The 21834-nt window shown below is 40.6% G+C and carries 20 protein-coding genes; all 20 read left to right on the forward strand.

The window, feature by feature from the left end; all coding sequences use genetic code 11:
• Window positions 1–28 precede the first annotated feature (28 nt).
• Window positions 29–1447 (forward strand): F0F1 ATP synthase subunit beta, encoded by a 1419-nt coding sequence (gene atpD, locus CDZ89_RS01500; protein ID WP_096156364.1) that lies wholly within the window; start codon window positions 29–31, stop codon window positions 1445–1447.
• A gap of 25 nt (window positions 1448–1472) precedes the next feature.
• A complete protein-coding gene (locus CDZ89_RS01505; protein ID WP_096156365.1) occupies window positions 1473–1874 on the forward strand; it encodes a F0F1 ATP synthase subunit epsilon in 402 nt (133 codons plus the stop codon).
• A gap of 469 nt (window positions 1875–2343) precedes the next feature.
• Window positions 2344–3438, forward strand: coding sequence for an ATP-binding protein (locus CDZ89_RS01510; RefSeq protein WP_157842649.1), 1095 nt, complete (start codon window positions 2344–2346; stop codon window positions 3436–3438).
• 359 nt (window positions 3439–3797) lie between these two features.
• On the forward strand, window positions 3798–4172 hold the full coding sequence (locus tag CDZ89_RS01515) for an NADH-quinone oxidoreductase subunit A (RefSeq protein WP_096156367.1): 375 nt from the start codon (window positions 3798–3800) through the stop codon (window positions 4170–4172).
• A 5-nt stretch (window positions 4173–4177) separates the two neighbouring features.
• On the forward strand, window positions 4178–4684 hold the full coding sequence (locus CDZ89_RS01520; protein ID WP_176483856.1) for a NuoB/complex I 20 kDa subunit family protein: 507 nt from the start codon (window positions 4178–4180) through the stop codon (window positions 4682–4684).
• Between the two features lie 3 nt (window positions 4685–4687).
• Window positions 4688–5860 (forward strand): NADH-quinone oxidoreductase subunit C, encoded by a 1173-nt coding sequence (locus CDZ89_RS01525; RefSeq protein ID WP_100333028.1) that lies wholly within the window; start codon window positions 4688–4690, stop codon window positions 5858–5860.
• A 3-nt stretch (window positions 5861–5863) separates the two neighbouring features.
• A complete protein-coding gene (locus CDZ89_RS01530) occupies window positions 5864–6964 on the forward strand; it encodes an NADH-quinone oxidoreductase subunit D (protein ID WP_096156370.1) in 1101 nt (366 codons plus the stop codon).
• Window positions 6964–7974 (forward strand): NADH-quinone oxidoreductase subunit NuoH, encoded by a 1011-nt coding sequence (gene nuoH / locus CDZ89_RS01535; RefSeq protein ID WP_096156371.1) that lies wholly within the window; start codon window positions 6964–6966, stop codon window positions 7972–7974. The genes CDZ89_RS01530 and nuoH overlap by 1 nt, the downstream gene beginning before the upstream one ends.
• Before the next feature lie 273 nt (window positions 7975–8247).
• Complete coding sequence (gene nuoI / locus CDZ89_RS01540; protein ID WP_096156372.1) at window positions 8248–8667, forward strand: NADH-quinone oxidoreductase subunit NuoI; 420 nt, start codon at window positions 8248–8250, stop codon at window positions 8665–8667.
• On the forward strand, window positions 8664–9188 hold the full coding sequence (locus CDZ89_RS01545; RefSeq protein ID WP_096156373.1) for an NADH-quinone oxidoreductase subunit J: 525 nt from the start codon (window positions 8664–8666) through the stop codon (window positions 9186–9188). The genes nuoI and CDZ89_RS01545 overlap by 4 nt, the downstream gene beginning before the upstream one ends.
• Window positions 9185–9499 (forward strand): NADH-quinone oxidoreductase subunit NuoK, encoded by a 315-nt coding sequence (gene nuoK / locus CDZ89_RS01550; RefSeq protein WP_096156374.1) that lies wholly within the window; start codon window positions 9185–9187, stop codon window positions 9497–9499. The genes CDZ89_RS01545 and nuoK overlap by 4 nt, the downstream gene beginning before the upstream one ends.
• Before the next feature lie 101 nt (window positions 9500–9600).
• Complete coding sequence (gene nuoL / locus CDZ89_RS01555; protein ID WP_100333029.1) at window positions 9601–11466, forward strand: NADH-quinone oxidoreductase subunit L; 1866 nt, start codon at window positions 9601–9603, stop codon at window positions 11464–11466.
• Window positions 11463–12995, forward strand: a complete 1533-nt coding sequence (locus CDZ89_RS01560) for an NADH-quinone oxidoreductase subunit M (RefSeq protein ID WP_100333030.1) — start codon at window positions 11463–11465, stop codon at window positions 12993–12995. The genes nuoL and CDZ89_RS01560 overlap by 4 nt, the downstream gene beginning before the upstream one ends.
• A 7-nt stretch (window positions 12996–13002) precedes the next feature.
• A complete protein-coding gene (gene nuoN, locus CDZ89_RS01565; protein ID WP_100333031.1) occupies window positions 13003–14532 on the forward strand; it encodes an NADH-quinone oxidoreductase subunit NuoN in 1530 nt (509 codons plus the stop codon).
• A 335-nt stretch (window positions 14533–14867) separates the two neighbouring features.
• A complete protein-coding gene (locus tag CDZ89_RS01570) occupies window positions 14868–15098 on the forward strand; it encodes a DUF1146 family protein (protein WP_096156378.1) in 231 nt (76 codons plus the stop codon).
• A 270-nt stretch (window positions 15099–15368) separates the two neighbouring features.
• Entirely contained in the window at window positions 15369–16130 is a 762-nt protein-coding gene (locus CDZ89_RS01575) for a YwmB family TATA-box binding protein (RefSeq protein WP_100333032.1), read from the forward strand.
• 32 nt (window positions 16131–16162) lie between these two features.
• On the forward strand, window positions 16163–17467 hold the full coding sequence (gene murA / locus CDZ89_RS01580) for a UDP-N-acetylglucosamine 1-carboxyvinyltransferase (RefSeq protein ID WP_096156380.1): 1305 nt from the start codon (window positions 16163–16165) through the stop codon (window positions 17465–17467).
• Window positions 17468–18095: 628 nt separating this feature from the next.
• Window positions 18096–19115: a stage II sporulation protein D gene (gene spoIID / locus CDZ89_RS01585; protein WP_096156381.1), complete on the forward strand. Its 1020-nt coding sequence runs from the start codon at window positions 18096–18098 to the stop codon at window positions 19113–19115.
• Window positions 19116–20065: 950 nt separating this feature from the next.
• Window positions 20066–20506 (forward strand): GNAT family N-acetyltransferase, encoded by a 441-nt coding sequence (locus tag CDZ89_RS01590; RefSeq protein ID WP_100333033.1) that lies wholly within the window; start codon window positions 20066–20068, stop codon window positions 20504–20506.
• Between the two features lie 279 nt (window positions 20507–20785).
• Window positions 20786–21601 (forward strand): stage II sporulation protein SpoIIQ, encoded by an 816-nt coding sequence (locus CDZ89_RS01595; protein WP_227521419.1) that lies wholly within the window; start codon window positions 20786–20788, stop codon window positions 21599–21601.
• Window positions 21602–21834: the final 233 nt, after the last annotated feature.

The raw sequence follows: 21834 nt of genomic DNA on the forward strand, positions 1-21834 counted from the left end.
TTGCAAAAGCAAGATAGGAGGGAAAACGATGAAAGGACGCGTTACTCAAATCATGGGTCCAGTTATCGACGTAAAGTATGATAGTGGACATCTTCCTGAAATTTACAACGCTCTTCAGATTAATCATAAAGCACGTAGCGCTAACGAAGTAGATGTTAAGCTTACATTAGAAGTTGCCCTTCATTTAGGTGACAACACTGTTCGTACAATCGCTATGGCATCCACTGACGGTGTTGTTCGTGGATTAGAAGTAGTAGACACTGGTGCTCCTATTTCTGTACCAGTAGGTGACGTAACACTTGGTCGTGTATTCAACGTATTAGGAGAAAACATTGACTTAGCTGAACCTGTTGCAACGGATGCTCGTCGTGATCCAATTCACAGATTAGCTCCAACGTTCGAAAACTTATCTACTGACGTAGAAATTCTTGAAACTGGTATTAAAGTAGTAGACTTACTAGCTCCATACATCAAAGGCGGAAAAATCGGTCTTTTCGGTGGTGCGGGTGTAGGTAAAACTGTATTAATCCAGGAATTAATCAACAACATCGCACAAGAGCACGGTGGTATCTCTGTATTTGCTGGTGTTGGAGAACGTACTCGTGAAGGAAATGACCTTTTCCACGAAATGACGGACTCTGGCGTTATCCACAAAACAGCGATGGTATTCGGTCAAATGAACGAGCCACCTGGAGCACGTATGCGTGTTGCACTATCTGGTCTTACAATGGCGGAATTCTTCCGTGATGAGCAAGGTCAAGACGTATTATTCTTTATCGATAACATCTTCCGTTTCACTCAAGCAGGTTCAGAGGTTTCTGCCTTACTAGGTCGTATGCCATCTGCCGTTGGTTACCAACCAACACTTGCTACAGAAATGGGTCAATTACAAGAGCGTATCACGTCTACAGCAGTAGGTTCTGTAACATCGATCCAAGCGATCTATGTACCTGCCGATGACTATACGGATCCAGCTCCAGCAACAACTTTCGCTCACTTAGATGCAACAACTAACCTTGAGCGTAAGCTTTCTGAAATGGGTATTTACCCAGCGGTAGATCCTCTAGCTTCTACTTCTCGTGCATTATCACCAGAAGTTGTAGGCGAAGAGCACTACGCAATAGCGCGTGAAGTACAGGTTACTTTACAACGTTACAAAGAATTACAAGATATCATTGCTATCTTAGGTATGGATGAGTTAACGGACGAAGATAAATTAATCGTTCACCGTGCTCGTCGTATCCAATTCTTCTTATCTCAAAACTTCCACGTAGCTGAGCAGTTCACTGGACAAAAAGGTTCTTACGTTCCTGTTCAAGAAACTGTTAAAGGCTTCCGTGAAATTCTTGACGGTAAATACGACAAACTTCCAGAAGATGCTTTCCGCTTAGTTGGACGCATTGAAGAAGTTATTGAAAAAGCGAAGCAAATGGGTGTAGAAGTTTAATTAAAGGGACCTAGGAGGGAATGAAATGAAGACGTTAACTGTCAGTGTAGTTACTCCCGATGGCCCGGTTTATGAATCTGACGCAGAAATGGTAGTAGCAAAAGCTCAAAGTGGCGAGCTTGGTGTTTTACCTGGACATATACCGATGGTTGCTCCACTGCAAATAGGTGCCGTACGTATCAAAAATGGTACAACAACGGAACTAGTGGCTGTTACTGGAGGATTTTTAGAAGTACGTCCTGATAAAGTGACAATCTTAGCTCAGTCTGCGGAAGCAGCTGAAAAGATTGATGTTACTCGTGCGGAAGAAGCGAGAAAACGTGCAGAAGGTCGTATCCAGTCGAAACAAGACGATATTGACTTCCGTCGCGCAGAACTTGCACTTCAACGTGCAATCAACCGCTTAAACGTAGCCAAAAAACGATAATTAAATTGATTGATCATACTAACCCCGCTGGCCTGCACATGATGCAGATCGGCGGGGTTTTTGTATTTTAAAATTAAGTAATCCATAATATATGATATGGCTTAAAATATTTTGTTACAGAGGTCAACCCCCAACCCCCAACCCCCAACCCCTTAAAATTCGTATCAAATGTTTTGGAAAATGAAATTTAGGAAATATATAACATATGTTCTAATTATTCTAGCAAAAAAGAAATGGATATTGAGCTGGGATTATCTCTTACTATCTACTAAGAAGATGTACATTGTTTTTAAATTAAAATCCTAATCTTCCTAAAAAATCATATACATCAAAACATTCGCTGAAGTTGTACAAGTAGATTAATACAACGATACCCATTACACTTACATTAACCTAAGCAAAGTAACAATAACTTAAATCTCTTGAACTACTAAATTGGATGGCCAAACTAAACTTAGAGGAGAAGAATATGCCGAAAATAGAGCTTCCCTATCATACCCTTCCTTTCCCTGTATTTACTATAGATAATAACTTTAATGTACTCAAATCATCTGAAGTAGTCATACGAAATTTTCCAAGAGTAGAAAACTTCTTAGAAATAGTCGATAGGAAAAATCACTTAAAACTAAAAAATGCACTCATCAAAAATAAGAATAAAATTGAGCTAAACCTACTAGGGATTCACAACCAACCAATTTTGTATGATGTATATTTACAAAAAGCCAAATCAGAAATGACTTTTCTATATTGCATTAAAAAACAGCCGAGATCGCAGCATATTAATTCAGTTAAGAAGAGTAAGGAAAAACGTATGGAAAAAGAAATTTTGTCCATTCAAGAATCAATGGATGAACTTATATTTACTAATTGGAAAATGGAAAACGATTCACTATTACACAACGAAAGCGCAAGATCTAACAAATTTGCCAACTCAATTGCCGATGAATTACAAGGTTCACTTCTAAGCCTTCGAGGATATATGCAACTAGTAAAACCACAATTAGAAGGGTTCGATGAAATAAACGAGGTAAATGGTGCATTGCAAGAAATAAATAGAGCAAACAACTTAATAAACCAGTACATTTCTACAACAAATACAACCAAGCTGATAAAGGAACATGTGAACATACAGCATTTAATAAGTGAGTGTGTCGCTTCTTTTACCCCAGAAGCGGAAAAAATCAATTGCCAGATTCATTACATGAAAAAAGAAATTTTGCCCGCCATATATATAGATGCTAAACAAATAAAACAAGTAATCCTAAACATTTTGAGAAATGCTCTAGACTCCATTAAACAAAGTAAAACAATAGAAAACGGTCTTATAGAAATAACGACGAAAGTAGAGTCAAATTGTATCATTATCTCAATCGAAGAAAATGGCTCACAAATAAAAGAGGTTTTGGAAAAAAACACGATCAAAGCTTCCAACCCTCAAACTAAACAAAAAGTGAAAAGTTTATCTCTCTCTCTTAAAATTATGAAGCAACACGACGGAACAATTGACCAAGTAACCTCTGGCGAAAATGGATCTACTTTTTTATTAAAGCTTCCACTTAGCTAGTAAAGAGAGGTAGGAGTTAAATCAACACCCTAACAAACTTCACCACGACCAACCAAAACAACCTTCAATAACCTAAAGGAAATTTACGCCCGTCTTCGATTTTTTTAAAAAACCTGCTGGGATCAGACCCCAAGGCAGGTTTTTTTGCACTCTCACATGTGAAATAACAAACAAACCCTCTCCATCCGCTCAATCGAGTATGTTATTCTTTTGACGATATAATTAGAATTAATTTAATTTACACAAGCATCCCTTATCATGTCGACACAGATATTGGGATTTGGTATAATTGTTATCGGTTACATATTCAAATATTGAGAGCAGTCTGAAAAATATAATGGACTTCGGAGGGGGCGGACATGAATCTACTAAACTTATATCAAAATAGCTATATGATAGTATTCGTGTTTTTAACGTTAGGAGTATTACTTCCAGTCGTAGCGCTTGCAATAGGAAGAGTGTTACGTCCGCATGCACCGAGCACAGCAAAACAAACGACTTATGAGAGTGGTATCGATCCATTCCACGACTCACGCGTACAATTCAACGTACGTTACTACATTTTCGCATTACTATTTGTCATATTCGATGTAGAAACAGTATTTCTATATCCATGGGCAGTAGCATACGACCAACTAGGCATCTTCGCACTAATTGAAATGCTTATCTTCGTTGTCATGTTACTAATCGGACTTATTTATGCTTGGAAGAAGAAGGTGTTAAAATGGACCTAAAAGAGATGAACCTCGAAAATATCTCGCCAGAAGAAATGGAAGAACTGCGTCAAACAGTATTCCTAACAACATTAGAAGAAGTAAAAGCTTGGGCACGAAGCAACTCTTTATGGCCGATGACATTCGGTTTAGCTTGTTGTGCCATCGAAATGATGGGAGTAGGTTCTTCCCATTACGACTTGGATCGTTTCGGATCGTTTTTCCGTACTTCTCCAAGACAATCTGACTGTATGATTGTTTCAGGTACCGTTACGAAAAAAATGGCACCTGTCCTAAAACGTCTTTACGACCAAATGCCTGAGCCGAAATGGGTAATTGCAATGGGGTCCTGTGCAACAGCTGGCGGTCCGTACATTAAATCCTACGCAGTAGTGAAGGGTGTCGACCAAATAGTACCAGTTGATGTTTACATTCCAGGATGTCCACCAAACCCAGCGGCTCTTATTTATGGAATTAATAAATTACGCGAGAAAATTCGCTACGAAGCAAAGACTGGGAAGAAGGTGATCTAGTCCATGAGCGAAGAAAAAAGCTTAGAACAACAGAAAAAAGAAGCAGCAGAAAAAGCAAAAGCAGCAGCACTAGCTCGTAAACAAGCACGAGAAAACGCAGCAGCCAAAACTGAACAAACAACTGAGCAAGACGCACCGGCTGTTGAGACGGAAGCTAGCCAACCGGCCGAAAACGCGGACTTAGCAAAAAAGAAAGCTGCAGCAGCCGCAAAAGCAAAAGCCGCAGCAGCAGCGAAAGCGAAAGCTGCAGCACTAGCGAAGAAAAACGGTGAAGAAGTTCCAGCAACAGCTGAAGTCGATTCAAGCGACGCAGGCGACGACGAAAAAGCGAAGAAGATTGCAGCCGCAAAAGCAAAAGCAGCTGCAGCAGCGAAAGCAAAAGCCGCGGCACTAGCAAAGAAAAACGGCGACGCAGATACAGCTGTTTCATCCGATTCAGCAGAAGACGAAAAAGCGAAAAAAATCGCAGCAGCGAAAGCAAAAGCAGCAGCAGCTGCAAAAGCGAAAGCTGCAGCAAAAGCAAAACAAGAAGACGGAGCAGCCGCACCTGCAGGCGACTTAGCAGATGAAAAAGCAAAAGCAATTGCCGCTGCAAAAGCAAAGGCGAAAGCAGCCGCGGCCGCAAAAGCAAAAGCAGCTGCAGCAGCAAAAGGTGGAGCAACTTCGAGTGATGATGCACAAGCAGAAACAACACCATCGCCAAACCAAAAATATTTAGACAAGTATGTCAAAGTAATAACAGATCACCTTGGAGTAGATGTATTAGAAGATTCCTATATCAACAACCTTTCTAAAGACGTTCCAACATTAGTCGTGAAGTTAGATGCTTACTATAAAGTAGCGGAATACATACGTTACAACGAGCAACTAAGCTTTGATTACTTATCAGAACATCACGGATCAGACTTTGAAACACATATGGAAGTATACATGCACTTATATTCTTATAAAAACAATCAATCCGTAGCATTAAAAGTAAAGTTAGACCGCGACGAGCCGACCGTTCCTTCTGTTGTTCCTCTATGGGCAGGAGCAAACTGGCCAGAGCGTGAAAGTTTCGACTTACTTGGCATTAAGTTCACAGGTCATCCGAACTTAACGCGAATCATGATGCCGGACGATTGGGTAGGACATCCGTTGCGCAAAGATTATGAGCCGTTCGATGTGGAGGTGTAGCAAATGATTCGCACGGAAGAAATGCTATTAAACGTTGGACCACAGCATCCAAGTACGCACGGAGTTTTCCGACTAGTCGTTAAAATTGACGGGGAAACCATTACAGAAGCTACACCTGTAGTAGGGTACCTTCATCGTGGTACAGAAAAGCTAGCAGAAAACTTACAATACACTCAAATCATTCCTTACACAGATCGTATGGATTACTTATCTGCGATGACAAACAACTACGTACTTGTGCACGCAGTAGAAACAATGATGGGACTTGAAATTCCGGAAAAAGCGGAATACTTACGTGTTCTAGCGATGGAGCTTGGAAGAGTTGCTTCTCACCTTGTATGGTATGGCACCTACTTACTTGACATCGGAGCAGTAAGTCCATTCCTTTACGCTTTCCGTGAACGAGAAATGATTATCAACTTACTAAACGAACTTTCTGGAGCACGTCTAACGTTCAACTACATGCGTGTAGGTGGCGTAAAGTGGGATGCACCAGAAGGCTGGATTGAAAAAGTAGAAGAATTCATTCCATACATGCGCGATCAGCTAAAAGGATACCATGACTTAGTAACAGGAAACGAAATCTTCATGAACCGTGTAAAAGGCGTTGGCCGCTACACGAAAGAAGATGCGATTAACTACTCACTAAGTGGTGCAAACCTTCGTTGTACAGGCGTGAAGTGGGATCTTCGTAAAGATGAGCCATATTCGATTTACGATCGTTTCGACTTTGACGTTCCAACACAAGATGGTGGAGATGCATGGGCTCGTTACCACGTGCGCATGGCAGAAATCGAAGAATCATTAAAAATTATCGAGCAAGCGGTCGCTCAGTTCCCACATGATGGGGAAATTATGGCGAAAGTACCTCGTATCATTAAAGCTCCTAAAGGAGAGGCATACGTTCGTATCGAATCTCCGCGTGGAGAAATTGGATGTTATATTTCGTCTGATGGAAAAAAAGAGCCATACCGCCTGAAGTTCCGTCGACCATCATTCTATAACCTTCAAATTCTTCCGAAACTATTAGAGGGCGAAAACATGGCAAACTTAATAACTATTTTAGGTGCCATCGACATCGTTCTAGGGGAGGTTGACGGCTAATGATGGAACAACTTTTACACTCCTCACCGGGCTTGATGAACTTTCTCATCTTTTTCGGATTAGCAACAGCCTTACTACTTGCCGTTCTAGGTTTCGTTACATACGGAATTCTTGCAGAACGTAAAGTAATGGGATTCATGCAAAACCGTATGGGTCCTAACCAAGTTGGAGGACGCTTTGGTTTATTACAAACAGTTGCCGACGTTTTAAAACTTCTTTTAAAAGAAGATACGATTCCAAAACTTGCGGATCGTCCTTTATACATTTTAGCACCTGTTATCGCCTTTACACCGGCATTTATGGTATTAGCAGTTATTCCATTTACAGATAAGTTCCAATTTGCTGATATTGGCGTAGGATTACTTTACTATATCGCGATTTCTGGATTAACGACGGTTGGGGTTGTAACAGCTGGTTGGGCATCAAACAACAAGTATTCTTTACTTGGTGGGATGCGTGCGGCAGCTCAAATGATCTCGTATGAAGTACCGTTAGTTATGTCTGTTATCGGAGTTGTCCTTTTAACAGGTAGTTTGAACTTAAACGCTATCGTGGCACAGCAAGGTGAACTTGTATGGTACATCTTCTTACAGCCAATTGGCTTTGTTATTTTCTTAATCGCATCTGTTGCAGAGTTGAACCGTACGCCGTTTGACTTACCTGAAGCAGAATCGGAGCTAGTTGCAGGTTATCATGTTGAGTATTCTGGATTCCGTTGGGCATTTTTCATGCTGGCAGAGTACGTGTACTTATTCGCAATGGCATCCCTGACAACCGTTCTATTCTTAGGTGGTTGGTTACCTCCATTTGAATTCTTAGGATTCATTCCAGGAGCGGTTTGGTTCGCGTTAAAATTCAGTTTCATCGTGTTCCTATTAATCTGGTTCCGTGTAACGTTCCCACGTCTACGCGCAGACCAACTAATGGAGTTCGGCTGGAAAGTGTTACTACCAGTAGCACTGGCGAACATCTTTATCACAGCAATTATAAAAGAAATTTTCTTTAAATGATTAGTGGCTAGTGGATAGGAAACTGATTTCATAACCGTTTCTAAGTTGATTGGAGCGGTAGGCATGAGACTCCTGCGGGAGAAGCGTGTCGATTGAGACCCCGCAGGCGCAATGCGCTGAGGAGTAGGTTTTTTCACGGTAGTGAAAATAACCTTCCTTTTACCGCCCGCGGAAAGCGAATGCCTGCAGCGCAAATCAACGTATTCAGAGCTTAAATAAATTTTTGAAAGTAATAAGCTAATAGCTTACAGCTAACAAAGGGGTGAAAGCAAAATGCGCGGTCTTGCAAAAGGTTTGAAGTATACCCTAAAAAACTTAACGATGAAAAAAGTAACGTACGATTACCCAAATGAGCCGCTACCTTTACCGGACAGGTTCCGTGGGATCCAAAAGTTTTACCCAGAGAAATGTATCGTTTGTAACCAATGTGCGAACATTTGTCCAACCGACTGCATTCAGTTAACAGGGAAAAAACATCCTGACCCGACGAAAAAAGGGAAAATTATCGATACGTACGATATAAACTTTGAGATTTGTATTTTATGTGACCTTTGTACAGAGGTTTGTCCAACAGAAGCAATCATTATGACAAACAACTTTGAACTAGCGGAGTATAGTAGAGACCACCTGTTTAAAGACTTACAATGGTTAGATGAAAATGATACGAACATTAGGAAGGAGAATAAAGCATGAGTGTAAGCGGTGAATTTATCGCATTTTTCGGATTAGCTATTGCTGCGATTGCCGGCGGCGTGCTCATGCTTAACCTTTCGAAAGTCGTGCACATGGTCGTAGCCCTTGTGTTCACTTTCGTCAGTATCGCAGGTATTTACGTACTGCTTTCAGCGGAGTTCGTAGCAGCTGTTCAAATTTTAATTTATTCTGGTGCGATTACAATTGTTATGTTGTTTGGAATCATGTTAACTCGTCACAATGACACGAGCGAGACGACTGGTTGGTTCCGCAAACTAGCGGTACTACTAGGTGTTATCGGTTTTGCAGGCGTTGTGTACCTAGGTGTATACAACCTAGACTTAGGCGAGCAAGCAACAGAATTACATGTGAACAACACAGAGCAAATTGGTATATCCATCTATGCACATTACGTTATCCCATTCGAATTAACGTCCGTTTTACTATTAGTTGCCCTTGTTGGAGCAATTATTTTAGCAAAACGTGACGATGAAGAAGAAGAGGAGGCGAAGGAGAAATGAGTTCAGTACCATTATCCGCCTACCTTGTATTAGCACTTATCTTGTTCTGTATCGGTCTTTACGGTGCACTAACAAAACGAAATGTTATTATCGTGCTCATCTCGATTGAGCTTATGTTAAATGCAGTAAACATCAATTTAGTGGCGTTTAGTAAATTCGGGATAAATCCGGACATTACCGGGCAAGTTTTCGCCCTATTTGTCATCACCGTAGCAGCAGCGGAAGTAGCAGTAGGTATCGCGATCCTCATCGCCCTATACCGCAACCGCCGCACAGTCAACGTCGATGAAATGAACACATTAAAAAACTAATCGCGATTTAGTGATTAGTGGTTAGTGGTTAGTGATTAGGAAGAGCCTAACCAACTAACACCTAACCAACTAACCAACTAAAAAGAAGGGGATTTGATACGATGATGGAGAATGCTTGGATTATCCCGCTTTTTCCGCTGGTCTCCTTTATCCTATTACTTCTTGTCGGAAAAAGATTAAAAGAATCAAGTGCCTATATCGGAATCGCACTAACAGGCCTTGCACTTATTTTTTCCGTCATGGCGCTATGGGATCGGCTATCAGCACCAACATTTAAATCTACGTTTACTTGGCTTACCATTGGAGAAGTACAGCTAACAGCGGGGTATGAAGTTAACCAATTAAACGCGTTAATGCTTGTTGTAGTGTCACTTGTCAGCTTACTTGTACATATTTATTCGAAAGGCTACATGCACGGCGACCACCGAATCAACGTGTTTTATGCTTATCTAGGATTATTTACATTTGCAATGTTGGCACTTGTTCTATCACCAAACTTACTTCAACTCTATTTTTTCTGGGAGTTAGTAGGAGTAGGGTCATTCTTATTAATCGGGTTCTATTTTTTCAAAGAAGATGCAAAAGCAGCAGCGAAAAAAGCGTTCATTATGACGCGTATCGGGGACGTTGGTCTATTTATCGGGATTATCCTTTTATTCTGGCAAGTAGGAAGCTTCGAATACTCTGATATTTTCGCAGCCGTAACAGCTGGCGCGATTTCTTATGAAATGATTACCCTTATTGCGATATTAATTTTCATCGGGGCGATCGGAAAATCTGGTCAGTTCCCATTACACTCATGGTTACCAGATGCGATGGAAGGTCCAACACCAGTATCGGCACTTATCCACGCCGCAACGATGGTAGCAGCAGGGGTATACTTAGTAGCAACACTATTCCCGTTATTTGAAGCAAGCGAATTCGCGATGCTAACGGTAGCAATCGTCGGTGCGTTCACGGCAATTTTTGCTGCATCGATCGGTTTAGTGCAAAAAGACATTAAACGTGTGTTAGCATACTCCACTGTTTCTCAGTTAGGATTCATGATGCTTGCATTAGGTTCTGCTGGCTATGTGGCAGGAGTATTCCACTTAACAACACACGCATTCTTTAAAGCGTTACTGTTCTTAGCAGCAGGTAGCGTCATCCATGCCGCTCATACGCAAAACATCGAAGAGATGGGTGGACTTTGGAAAAAGCTACGTGTAACAGGGCTATTGTTTTTAATCGGAACACTAGCAATTAGTGGTGTACCGTTCTTCTCCGGGTTCTTTAGTAAAGAAGAAATTTTACTAGCAGCATGGGCCAATAACCCATTCTTGTTCGTGCTAGCATTAATCGCAGCATTTTTCACAGCGTTCTACATGTTCCGCTTATTCTTCATGGTATTTGGTGGAGAAGCTCGAGGCGATCAAAAAGGTGTACACGAGTCACCAAAAGTGATGCTTGTACCAATGATGGTACTTGGTGTTTTAGCGGTTATAGCTGGGTACATGAACACACCTTGGTTCGGCTTTTTCCTAGGTGATTGGTTAACAGAAGGCACAACAATGTACGGCCCATCGCACATTAGCGGTCCACTCTGGATTATGATTGTTGCGACACTTGTCTCATTTGCGGGTATCGCACTTGCTTACTTTATGTACAGCAAACGCTCGATTCCACGTGACTATTTTAGCTCTGGCGCACCAATGCTTTATAGCATTTTATACAACAAATACTTTGTTGATCAATTTTACAAAGGAACATTCGGTTATGGCACAAGAATGATCAGTTTGTTCTTAAAATACATCGACGAATTTTTAGTAAAAGGTTCGATGAAAGGTATCGCAGCAGCAACGATGACACTTGGAAAATTAGGGGCAAAAGCTCAAAATGGCCAAGTGCAAACATATAGTGCAGTGGCGTTTGTTGGCCTTGCGATTTTACTTGTTATCTTTGTTATTACAGGGGGGTATGTAGGATGAGCGGTTATTTTTTATCAGTCTTAATCTTCTCCCCTCTACTTGGAATGTTAGCACTACTTTTTATTCCTAAAACGGAAGAGAAAACGATTAAACTAGTAGGAGTTCTAGCAACAATTCCACCACTTGTATTGGCATTTATCGCTTACTTTCAGTACAGAGGTGGCGCAAGCTTAGAGAAATTTGCAGAAAAAAGAGATTGGATTCAGTTCGGTAATCCAGACATTATCGAAGCAGCATACGGCATGCTTGTTTACGGACCAATCTCCTATGAACTTGGTTTAAGTGGCTTTTCATTAGTCATGATTTTACTAACGGCAGTATTATCGACATTATCGGCGATTGCTGCGATTCATGTGAAAAAAGAATGGAAAGGTTACTTCCTACTATTCTTATTACTTGAAATCGGAATGCTAGGAGTTTTCGCATCAGAAAACTTACTATTATTCTTCGTATTCTTTGAAATTACGTTAATTCCTATGTTCTTCCTAATTGGAAAATGGGGTTATTTTGAAAAAGAAAAAGCAGCTTATCGTTTCTTAATTTACAACGGACTAGGTTCTGCCATTCTACTAATTGTGTTCATCATTCTTTTCGCAAAAACAGGAACGATGAACATTGCTGAGATTACAAACATTATGACAACTGCTGATGCAGCAACAGTTGGAGCTGTGTCGAACGACCTAAAGCTAGGTTTATTAATTGCCTTATTAGTAGCGTTCGGTATTAAACTTCCAATCGTACCGCTTCATAGCTGGATGTTAAAAGTTCACGTGCAAGCACCGCCATCGATCGTTATGCTGCACGCAGGGGTATTGTTGAAAATCGGAGCTTACGGTTTAATCCGCTTTGGTGTGAACATTTTCCCTGAGCAATTCCAACAACTAGCAGTAATACTGGCTATTTTAGGAGTGGTGAACTTATTGTATGGTGCTTTCTTAGCACTAATTCAAACAGATTTCAAAATGGTACTGGCATACTCTAGTATCTCGCATATGGGAATTGTGTTAATTGGACTTGCGGCAATGAACGAAGCAGGAGTTCAAGGGGCGATTTTCCAAGTAGTATCACACGGTTTCATCGCAGCTCTTTTATTCTTCCTAATCGGAATTATGTACGAGCGCGTTGGCACAACAGAAATAAGCAAACTTGGTGGACTAGCAAAAGTGATGCCAATTACAGCAGGATTTTTCCTAGTAGGGGCAATGGCTTCACTTGGACTTCCTGGTATGAGTGGATTCGTCAGCGAGTTCATGGCGTTTTTAGGATTATTTAGAGAAATGCCAGTTATCGCAGCAGTAGGTACGCTAGGTATTATTTTAACAGCGGCATACTTACTTCGCGCAGTACTTGGCATGACATTCGGTACACCAGCGGAGTATAGCGACAAAGTAGTCGACATTCGCGGTGTAGAGTGGGTACCAGTAGTCGTAATGGTATTTTTCATCGTACTAATCGGTGTGTTCCCAGACGTACTTGGAGCACCGTTACAAGCAACGATAGAAGCAATTATTTTAGGAATAGGGGGGTGAATAGGAGATGGATTTAGAAACGCTTCTCAGTTTTGAATGGGGTGTAATGGCACCAGAATTCATCATCCTTGGTGTAATAACCCTTCTAACACTCTTGGATTTATTTATGAAAAAGAGCTTCGACCGACGAATTCTCGGTTGGATCGGGTTTGCAGCAATTTTAATCGCACTTGGCTTTTTAGTGAACATGTACGACCGCGAAGGCGTGACAACGATATTGTATGAAACATATCGTTTAGACAGCTTTGCAATGGCGTTCAAAACACTTCTTTTAGTCGGTGCGGCACTAATCATGCTACTTGCAGTGAGCTACGAGCCGACAGAAGGGATAACGTATAAGGGTGAGTTTTACTACTTATTCTTAACGGCCCTTCTTGGTGCAATGATCATGTCATCTAGTGGTGACTTAATTACATTGTTCATAGGCTTAGAGGTACTTTCTCTATCGTCCTATGTGTTAGCTGGTATGAGAAAGAAAAACCAACTGTCAAACGAAGGCGCAATGAAGTACGTCATCAGCGGTGGTATCGCAACAGCTATTACACTATTCGGTATGAGTTACGTGTACGGCTTAACAGGTACAACGAACTTGTTAGAAATGGCATATATGCTTCGCTCGCTATACGCAACAGATTTACAACTATTATTAGTGATTGGTTTCATCATGATGTTCGTTGGACTTTCCTTCAAATTGGCGACAGTACCATTTCACATGTGGGCACCAGATGTTTACCAAGGAGCACCAACTCCTGTTGCAGCATTTTTAGGAGTTATTTCAAAAACTGCTGGATTTATCATCGTGTTACGCTTATTTATGACACTATTCCTTCAAACACCAGCTCAAGGTGGCGCGGAGCTATCAATGCTGTTCTCGCTGAAGGAATTAATTGCATTAATTGCTGGTGCATCGATGATTTTAGGAAACGTTGTAGCATTACGCCAACGTAACATTAAGCGTATGTTCGCGTACTCATCCATTGCGCACGCTGGTTACATTTTAGTTGCATTCGCAACGTTAAACCTTGTGTTCATGTTCGATGCTATCTGGTTCTACTTATTAGCGTATATGCTAATGAACATCGGAGCATTTGCCATTATTCAATTAGTCGCAACAAAATACGATAACGAAGACATTAGTGTTTTCGCAGGCCTTTACCAACGTTCGCCAATACTAGCAGTGTTAATGACTATATTCTTACTTTCTTTAGCGGGAATTCCAGGAACAGCCGGCTTTATCGCGAAAGTAAACATTTTCGTCGGAGCAATTGCCGAGCCAGTCAACGCGTACGTATTAGCTTCCATCTTAATCGCAACAACGGTTGTGTCTTATTTCTACTACTTCGGAATCATGACACAAATGTTCTTCCGCCCGTCAAGTGATGACGAGAAGGTCAAAGTACCAGTTGCGATGTGGATCGTGCTAGCGGTAACAGCAATAGGTACAATCGTACTAGGTATCGTACCAGGCATAGCATTAAACTTCTTCACGGATACATTTAATATCATCCACGACCTCTTTACGTTTGGTGGTCAGTGATTTTATAGGGAGTAGCGGGATACGGCCCGCTACAAACCCTTTGTTTGTAAGAAAAAGGGGCATATGTTTTAATAGTAAGAAGGAGTTGGGGGACTCCTTCTTTTTTATATTTTGGGAAAGTGACCGAAGCCGGAGCTAATTTGACCGAAAGCAATGCCGAAGTGACCGAAGCAAGGTGGGGTTTGACCGAAAGCAATGCCGAAGTGACCGAAGCCGAAGCCGAAGCCGAAGCCAATTTGACCGAAGCATACTGAATCCCAATCAAAAATTACCAAATAAACTATAAAATTCCTACCTATCTCAACAACAAACAAAAGCAGAAAGGAGCATTCAAAATGGTCGATTTTGGTGCACAAGCATTAATTAGTATTTTTTCGCATTTACTTTTCATTAGCATTACGTGGTGGGCACTCCAATGCCTCAACTACGAAAAATGGATGAAACCGAACAAAGTAGTCCAAATCAGACTTCTGCTGATCCTCGTCACAATTGCAATTGGCGCAACAGTAAGTAATTTCTTCCTAGACTATTTATTTTATGCACAGCGACTACATTTCCTTTGGTGACAAAAAACGCGGCGGTATGGCTATAGGTTTATTTTTTTCGAAAAAAGTAGCCCAGGCGAAAAAAGTAATCTTCCTGTTACATATACCGCCCTATTTCCACAACTACTCCCATCTCTCCGCACCAAGCGACACACTACGTAGAAATCTACATACTCCAAGGGTAAATCCAAAATATTTCTCCTTTTTTGACGAACTTTCCCATGTATGTTCCAACGCCAAAAGGTAAGAATGGATAGTAAGGCGAGAGGACGTTTAGGGGGAAAGTGAGAGATGAAAAACTGGATCGGTTTTATTTTTATTGTATTGTTATGTTTTACCGCTGTGATTGTTGGGAATGAAAGAAGTGGAGCTCAAGCAATTAATTCCATAACCAGTACTGAGTTAGAAGAAATTATTCGTGTGTATGAGCAAAATGAAATTTTCGTGAATGAATGGAAACTTTACGCTCGTGAAAACGTCTATACAATTAGGAATAAAGTATCTTTCCAAGACGAAGCAAATAGGTTAAAACAGAAGATGGGTCATTTTTTATGGGAAGAGGATCGAACAGAAGATTCTTGGAAGATGGTTGGCACTTATTTTAATGAAAATTCAAAGGAAAATGAAAAAATTACCCTACTGATGACGGACATAAAGGCAAATCCAACTACGAATGTATGGTATGAAGTCCATGCTATCGGTTGGGAAGAGGAAAAGTCCTTGAGTCAAGTGGAAAAATTTTACGAGACTGCTTCCATTATTTTTCACGAAGAACCTGAAATATTTTCTTGTGTAATCGGCGAAATCAGTGATATTATTGAAGTTAGTTTGAAAAACAGAGCGGACGAATTATTACGCAGTTTTTCGGCGAGTGAGATGGAATCGTTGACGGAAGATACATTCATCTCCATATCTGCATATAATGACCAGTGGGAACGTTTTTTACCCACACCTAATGGAAAAATGAACTTGCAACTTGGCCTAAGGAAAAACGGATTGGGCGATAAGATTACCGTCGTAATCGGCACGCCAATCATAACTATTGAATATTAATATATAGAACATAGGACGCGGAGGGGAAGACCTTGGAAAAAATCATCGTCCGCGGTGGAAACAGATTAACTGGTACTGTAAAAGTAGAAGGCGCAAAAAACGCAGTACTTCCTGTTATTGCCGCAACACTATTAGCTAGTAAAGGTAAATGTGAAATTTTAGATGTACCTGAGCTCTCTGATGTTTATACGATAAATGAAGTTTTACGCTATTTAAATGCTGAAGTTAGCTTTGATAATAATCGTATAACTGTCGATGCAACAAAAGAATTAAATACGGAAGCTCCTTTCGAATATGTACGAAAAATGCGTGCATCAGTGCTTGTAATGGGATCGTTACTTGCTAGAAACGGACGTGCAAAAATTGCTTTACCTGGTGGATGTGCAATCGGTTCAAGACCAATTGATCAACATTTAAAAGGTTTCGAAGCAATGGGTGCGAAGGTAAAAGTAGGAAACGGCTATATCGATGCAGTTGTTGACGGAAGACTTAAGGGAGCGAAAGTATATCTTGATTTCCCAAGTGTTGGAGCAACAGAGAATATCATGATGGCAGCAACGTTAGCAGACGGAACAACGATCTTAGAGAACGTAGCAAAAGAACCAGAAATCGTGGACTTAGCTAACTTCCTTAACTCAATGGGTGCAAAAATCCGTGGAGCAGGAACAGGTACAATCCGCATTGAAGGTGTAGAAGAATTAAACGGTACACGTCACCACATCATTCCAGACCGTATTGAAGCAGGAACATTCATGGTAGCTGCCGCAATTACTGGCGGTAATGTATTAGTTCAAGGTGCTGTATATGAACATTTAAGCTCTCTTATTGCAAAAATGCAAGAAATGGGCGTTCAAATTACGGAAGAGCCAACTGGTTTACGTGTTATCGGACCAGAGAAGTTAAAATCTATTGACATTAAAACAATGCCACATCCAGGATTCCCGACAGATATGCAATCCCAAATGATGTCCTTATTACTGGCAGCTGAAGGCACAAGTATGATCACGGAAACGGTATTTGAAAACCGCTTCATGCACGTGGAAGAATTCCGTCGCATGAATGGCGACATCAAAATCGAAGGCCGTTCTGTTATTATTTCTGGACCATCGAAGCTACAAGGTGCAGAAGTGGCAGCAACTGATTTACGTGCAGCAGCAGCATTAGTTTTAGCTGGTTTAATTGCTGATGGTTATACTCGTGTAACAGAACTGAAACACTTAGACCGCGGCTACGTAAACTTCCATGAGAAGTTAGCTGCTTTAGGTGCAGACGTAGAGCGTATTAATGATAAAGTTGATACAGCAGTTGAAATGTTAGAGCAAGCAAAAGAAGCGTAATGCTTATGTTTGATAAATAGTAGGGTTCAGGTCCATTTAGTTGGATCTGGGCCCTTTTTATTTATAAATATTCACCTTGTTTATGCCACATACCTAACTAGTGTGCCCAGAATGGTTACAATTATGTAACAAAATATGTCCAAGGAAATATTTGTTGGGGGAGTGGGGAGGATAGTGTGTGGTTAGGTATATAAGAGGTGAGTAGAAGGTATTGTTTGGAAGGATTGAAACAGAAGGATGTGAGAATATCTAATGTTGGAGAAGGATTGAAACACAAGCAAGTAAGATTGAAACACAAGTAGTTAGGATTGAAACAGAAAAGGTTGAATTTGAAACACAAATCTAATGGTGGAGAAGGATTGAAACAGAAGCATGTAAGATTGAAACACAAATAGTTAAGATTGAAACAGAAAAGGTTGAATTTGAAACACAAAACGATAGGATTGAAACACAAATAAAAATGCTAGTATCTACCCAATCCCCTTAGTTTCCCTACTAAAATGCAACTCTCCAAAATCCACACGTCTAAAACCTTCAACTTTCCGTTAATACTTGTCATAATTGCTTGTCCTCCTCCATAGAATTGGAAAGAGAACAAACTATTTACAAAACGGAGGGCCGAACACTTATGATTAATATTAAACCACTCATCGTACTCTTATCCCTACTATTCGTTATGATTCTTATGGTTCCGACATTGTTAGTGCTGCCGTTTGCTGACAAGGGAAGCGGCAAATTAACAGAGGAACTAGATGCAAAGCATTTACAACCGCTTAAAATTGGTCCTGATATGAACGTTGCCGTTTATCGCAGTGAATTAAAAGAAATCGTTGAAATACCAATAGAAGAATACGTGGTTGGAGTTGTTTCTGCTGAAATGGGGCCACAGTTTGAGTTAGAAGCATTGAAGGCACAAGCGCTCGCAGCTAGAACGTATGTCGTGAAGCAAATGCTTGCCGGTAAATCCATTAGTGCCCCAGAAGGCGCTCACGTGACAGATACGGTGTTAGATCAAGTATATAAAAGTAGAGAGCAACTAAGGGCAGGCTGGGGAGCTGAGTTTGCACCGCGCATTGCGAAAGTGGCGGAAGCGGTCGAAGCTACGGCCGGTAAAGTCATAACGTTCAACAACGAACCAATTGATGCGAGCTTTTTTTCCACAAGCAATGGGTTTACAGAGAACTCAGAGGAATACTGGCAAAATGAATATCCATACTTAAGAAGTGTCGAGAGCCCGTGGGATGAAGTCTCGCCGGCTTTTACAGATAAAAAAGTGGTCACCCTGGCCGAGTTTCAGCATGAATTAGGTGTAACTCTCCCAGCCGATGGTTCAGTTGGAAAAATCGTTTCTAGAACGACAGGGGACAGAGTTGGTGAAGTGGAAATAAACGGGAAAAAATTGAAAGGTCGCGAAGTGCGAGAAAAATTAGAGCTTCGTTCAAGCGACTTTACGTGGGAGCGCTCAGGTAATGAAATTATCATTACGACAAAAGGGTATGGACACGGTGTTGGGATGAGCCAATACGGCGCAAATGGGATGGCAAAGCTCGGAAGCACGCACGAGCAGATACTGACGCACTACTATCAAGGTGTCCAAATCGCCAGTGCCGATCAGTATATGAATAAGCTAACCGCGAAAAGTAACTAACGTATACAAATCCTTCTTACTCGTCTACGATGACAGTAGGAGGGATTTTTTATTTTTGAAAAAAATTTCAGGTGCCGGCATTTTGGTGCCAGGCACCTATGCCTTATTTTTGTCAAAGAAAAGTACAAAAAAGCAAAAATGAACATGGAGAGTGTTTTCACGTTCAATTTTGTTAAAGAAAAAAGCAAAAATGAACATGGAGAGTGGTCTCACGTTCATTTTCGTTAAAGAAAAAAGCAAAAATGAACATGGAGAGTGTATTCACGTTCAATTTTGTTAAAGAAAAAAGCAAAAATGAACATGGAGAGTGTATTCACGTTCATTTTCGTCGAAGAAAAAAGCAAAAATGAACATGGAGAGTGTATTCACGTTCAATTTTGTTAAAGAAAAAAGCAAAAATGAACATGGAGAGTGGTCTCACGTTCATTTTCGTCAAAGAAAAAAGCAAAAATGAACATGGAGAGTGGTCTCACGTTCATTTTCGTTAAAGAAAAAAGCAAAAATGAACATGGAGAGTGGTCTCACGTTCATTTTCGTCAAAGAAAAAAGCAAAAATGAACATGGAGTGGCCTCTCAAGTTCATTACCGCAAAGAAAAAAACCAGAAATGAACTTGATAAGAGCTCTCAAGTTCATTACCACCAAAGAAAAAACAAAAATTAACTTGAATAGGCCACTCTTAATAACTTTGTCCTATCCTCTTATATTACCTAAATTTCTCGTGTCTCTCCATAACAAATCGTGACTACTTCCACCGAGCTATCTTTCATTAATTATAAAACTTCCTCATCTTGCCCTACCGTTTTACTAGAAGGTATTATTTTACGAACAGAGAATGTATAGTAGTATAAGACGTTAAAGGCAGTAGTCCCACGTGATGGAGGACAAAATTAGTAACAGTGGAAATGTCGAGTGATGAAGAGGCAAAAGATAAGTAAGGAGGAATGTTAGGTGGAGGTACGTCGAGCGACAACAGGAGATTTGGCGGGAGTGGCTCAGCTTTTTAATAAATATAGAATGTTTTATGAGCAAAACTCTGATTTAGAAGGTGCGACTCAATACATAAAAGAAAGACTGGATAAGAATGAGTCGGTTATTTTTGTTGTAATTAATGGGGAAGAGTATGTCGGGTTTACGCAGCTTTATCCAACGTTTTCGTCCATTTCCATGATGAGAGCTTGGATTTTAAATGATTTGTATGTGGATGAAGTAGCTCGCAAGCAAGGTGTGGGGGAAATGCTATTAAGTATGGCGAAGGATTTCGGGTTAGAAACTGGAGCAAAAAGTATCGCACTCAGCACCGCCACAGACAATCTAGCAGCACAATCGCTATATGAAAAAAACGGCTATAAAAAAGACGAAACGTTTTATCAATATGAATTGATTTTATAAAAGGCTATGTTAAAAACTAATGTTGTTTAACAGGGCCTTAAAAAAAGCCTTGATGGTACTCCGGTAAAAACGGACATGCCATCAAGGCTTTTTTTAGTAGGATAAAAATTCCAGGTGCCAGGCACTGTTGGACGAGGGCAACTTTTTCCCTCACAAAAAAATTTATATTCTATGAATAATTCTTTCCTTTTTGTAAGAAAATAACTTTTTTAAAAATTTTTTAGTCTCGATGTATATTATTCTCTCTTTCTGTTCAGAATGGTTGTTGAGGTGATGAAAATGAGAGAGGAAGAAAAGAAACGGACTTCTCAAAATTCAAATTGGCAAAAACTTATGAAAAAACGTTGGGTATTCCCAGCAATCTATTTAGCTAGTGCTGCAATCATTTTAACAGGGGTATTAATGTTCCAAGCTGGTACTACACCAGAGGAGCCAGCAAATGAAACGGAAGGTAACGGTCCAACAACTTCACAAAACGGTGACCAACCTGCTGTTGAGGTAACAAGCCCTGTTGAAAACTTTGTAATGCCTGTAGTAGACGAAAGTGCCGCAGTTGTAGAAAAGTATTTCTGGGATCCTAATGCTTCAGAAGAAGAGCAAGAAAACTCATTCATTTATTACAATGGAATTTACCAACCAAACACTGGTATCGACATTGCAATGAGAAATGGTGAAGCATTTGATGTTGTAGCAAGTTTAAGTGGTAAAGTAGTTCGTGTAGATGACAAAGATACGTTATTAGGAAATGTAATCGAAATTGAGCATGAAGATGGCGTGAAAACAGTGTACACTTCTGTAACAAATATCGTAGTTAAAGAAGGCGACACAGTAGAACAAGGTCAAGTAATTGCTCAAGCTGGTACAAGCTTAATGAACAAAGAAGTAACGCACGTACACTTTGAAATTCGTAAAGACGAAATGGCTGTAAACCCATTATCTTTCTTCAAAAAGCCAGTAACTGCACTATTAGATGCAGGTAACGTTTCTGCAGAGCAAGACGAAGATGCTCCGCAAAACGATGGTGAAGAAGATGCTGAGCAACCTGAAGAAGGCCAGCCAGGCGAAGAAGACGGTAGCGACGATTCTGAGAACTAAGATGGATCAATAAGGAGGTTGGGCTAAAATAGCCTGACCTCTTTTATTAAAACCCTCTTGCTTAGGAATAATTCCAAAATCAAAAGGGTATATTAAAGTAAGCAGTATGAATTACTAACATTAGCAGCATAAAATCGGGTGAATGTCCCAGCCCCCTCTCCTATCCAACTGACCATATTGGATGGGGGAGGGGGTTTTTTTATTGCAAAAATTTCACAGGTGCCAGGCACCAC

The organism is Bacillus alkalisoli, assembly GCF_002797415.1.
GTDB classification, from domain to species: domain Bacteria; phylum Bacillota; class Bacilli; order Bacillales; family Bacillaceae_I; genus Bacillus_CD; species Bacillus_CD alkalisoli.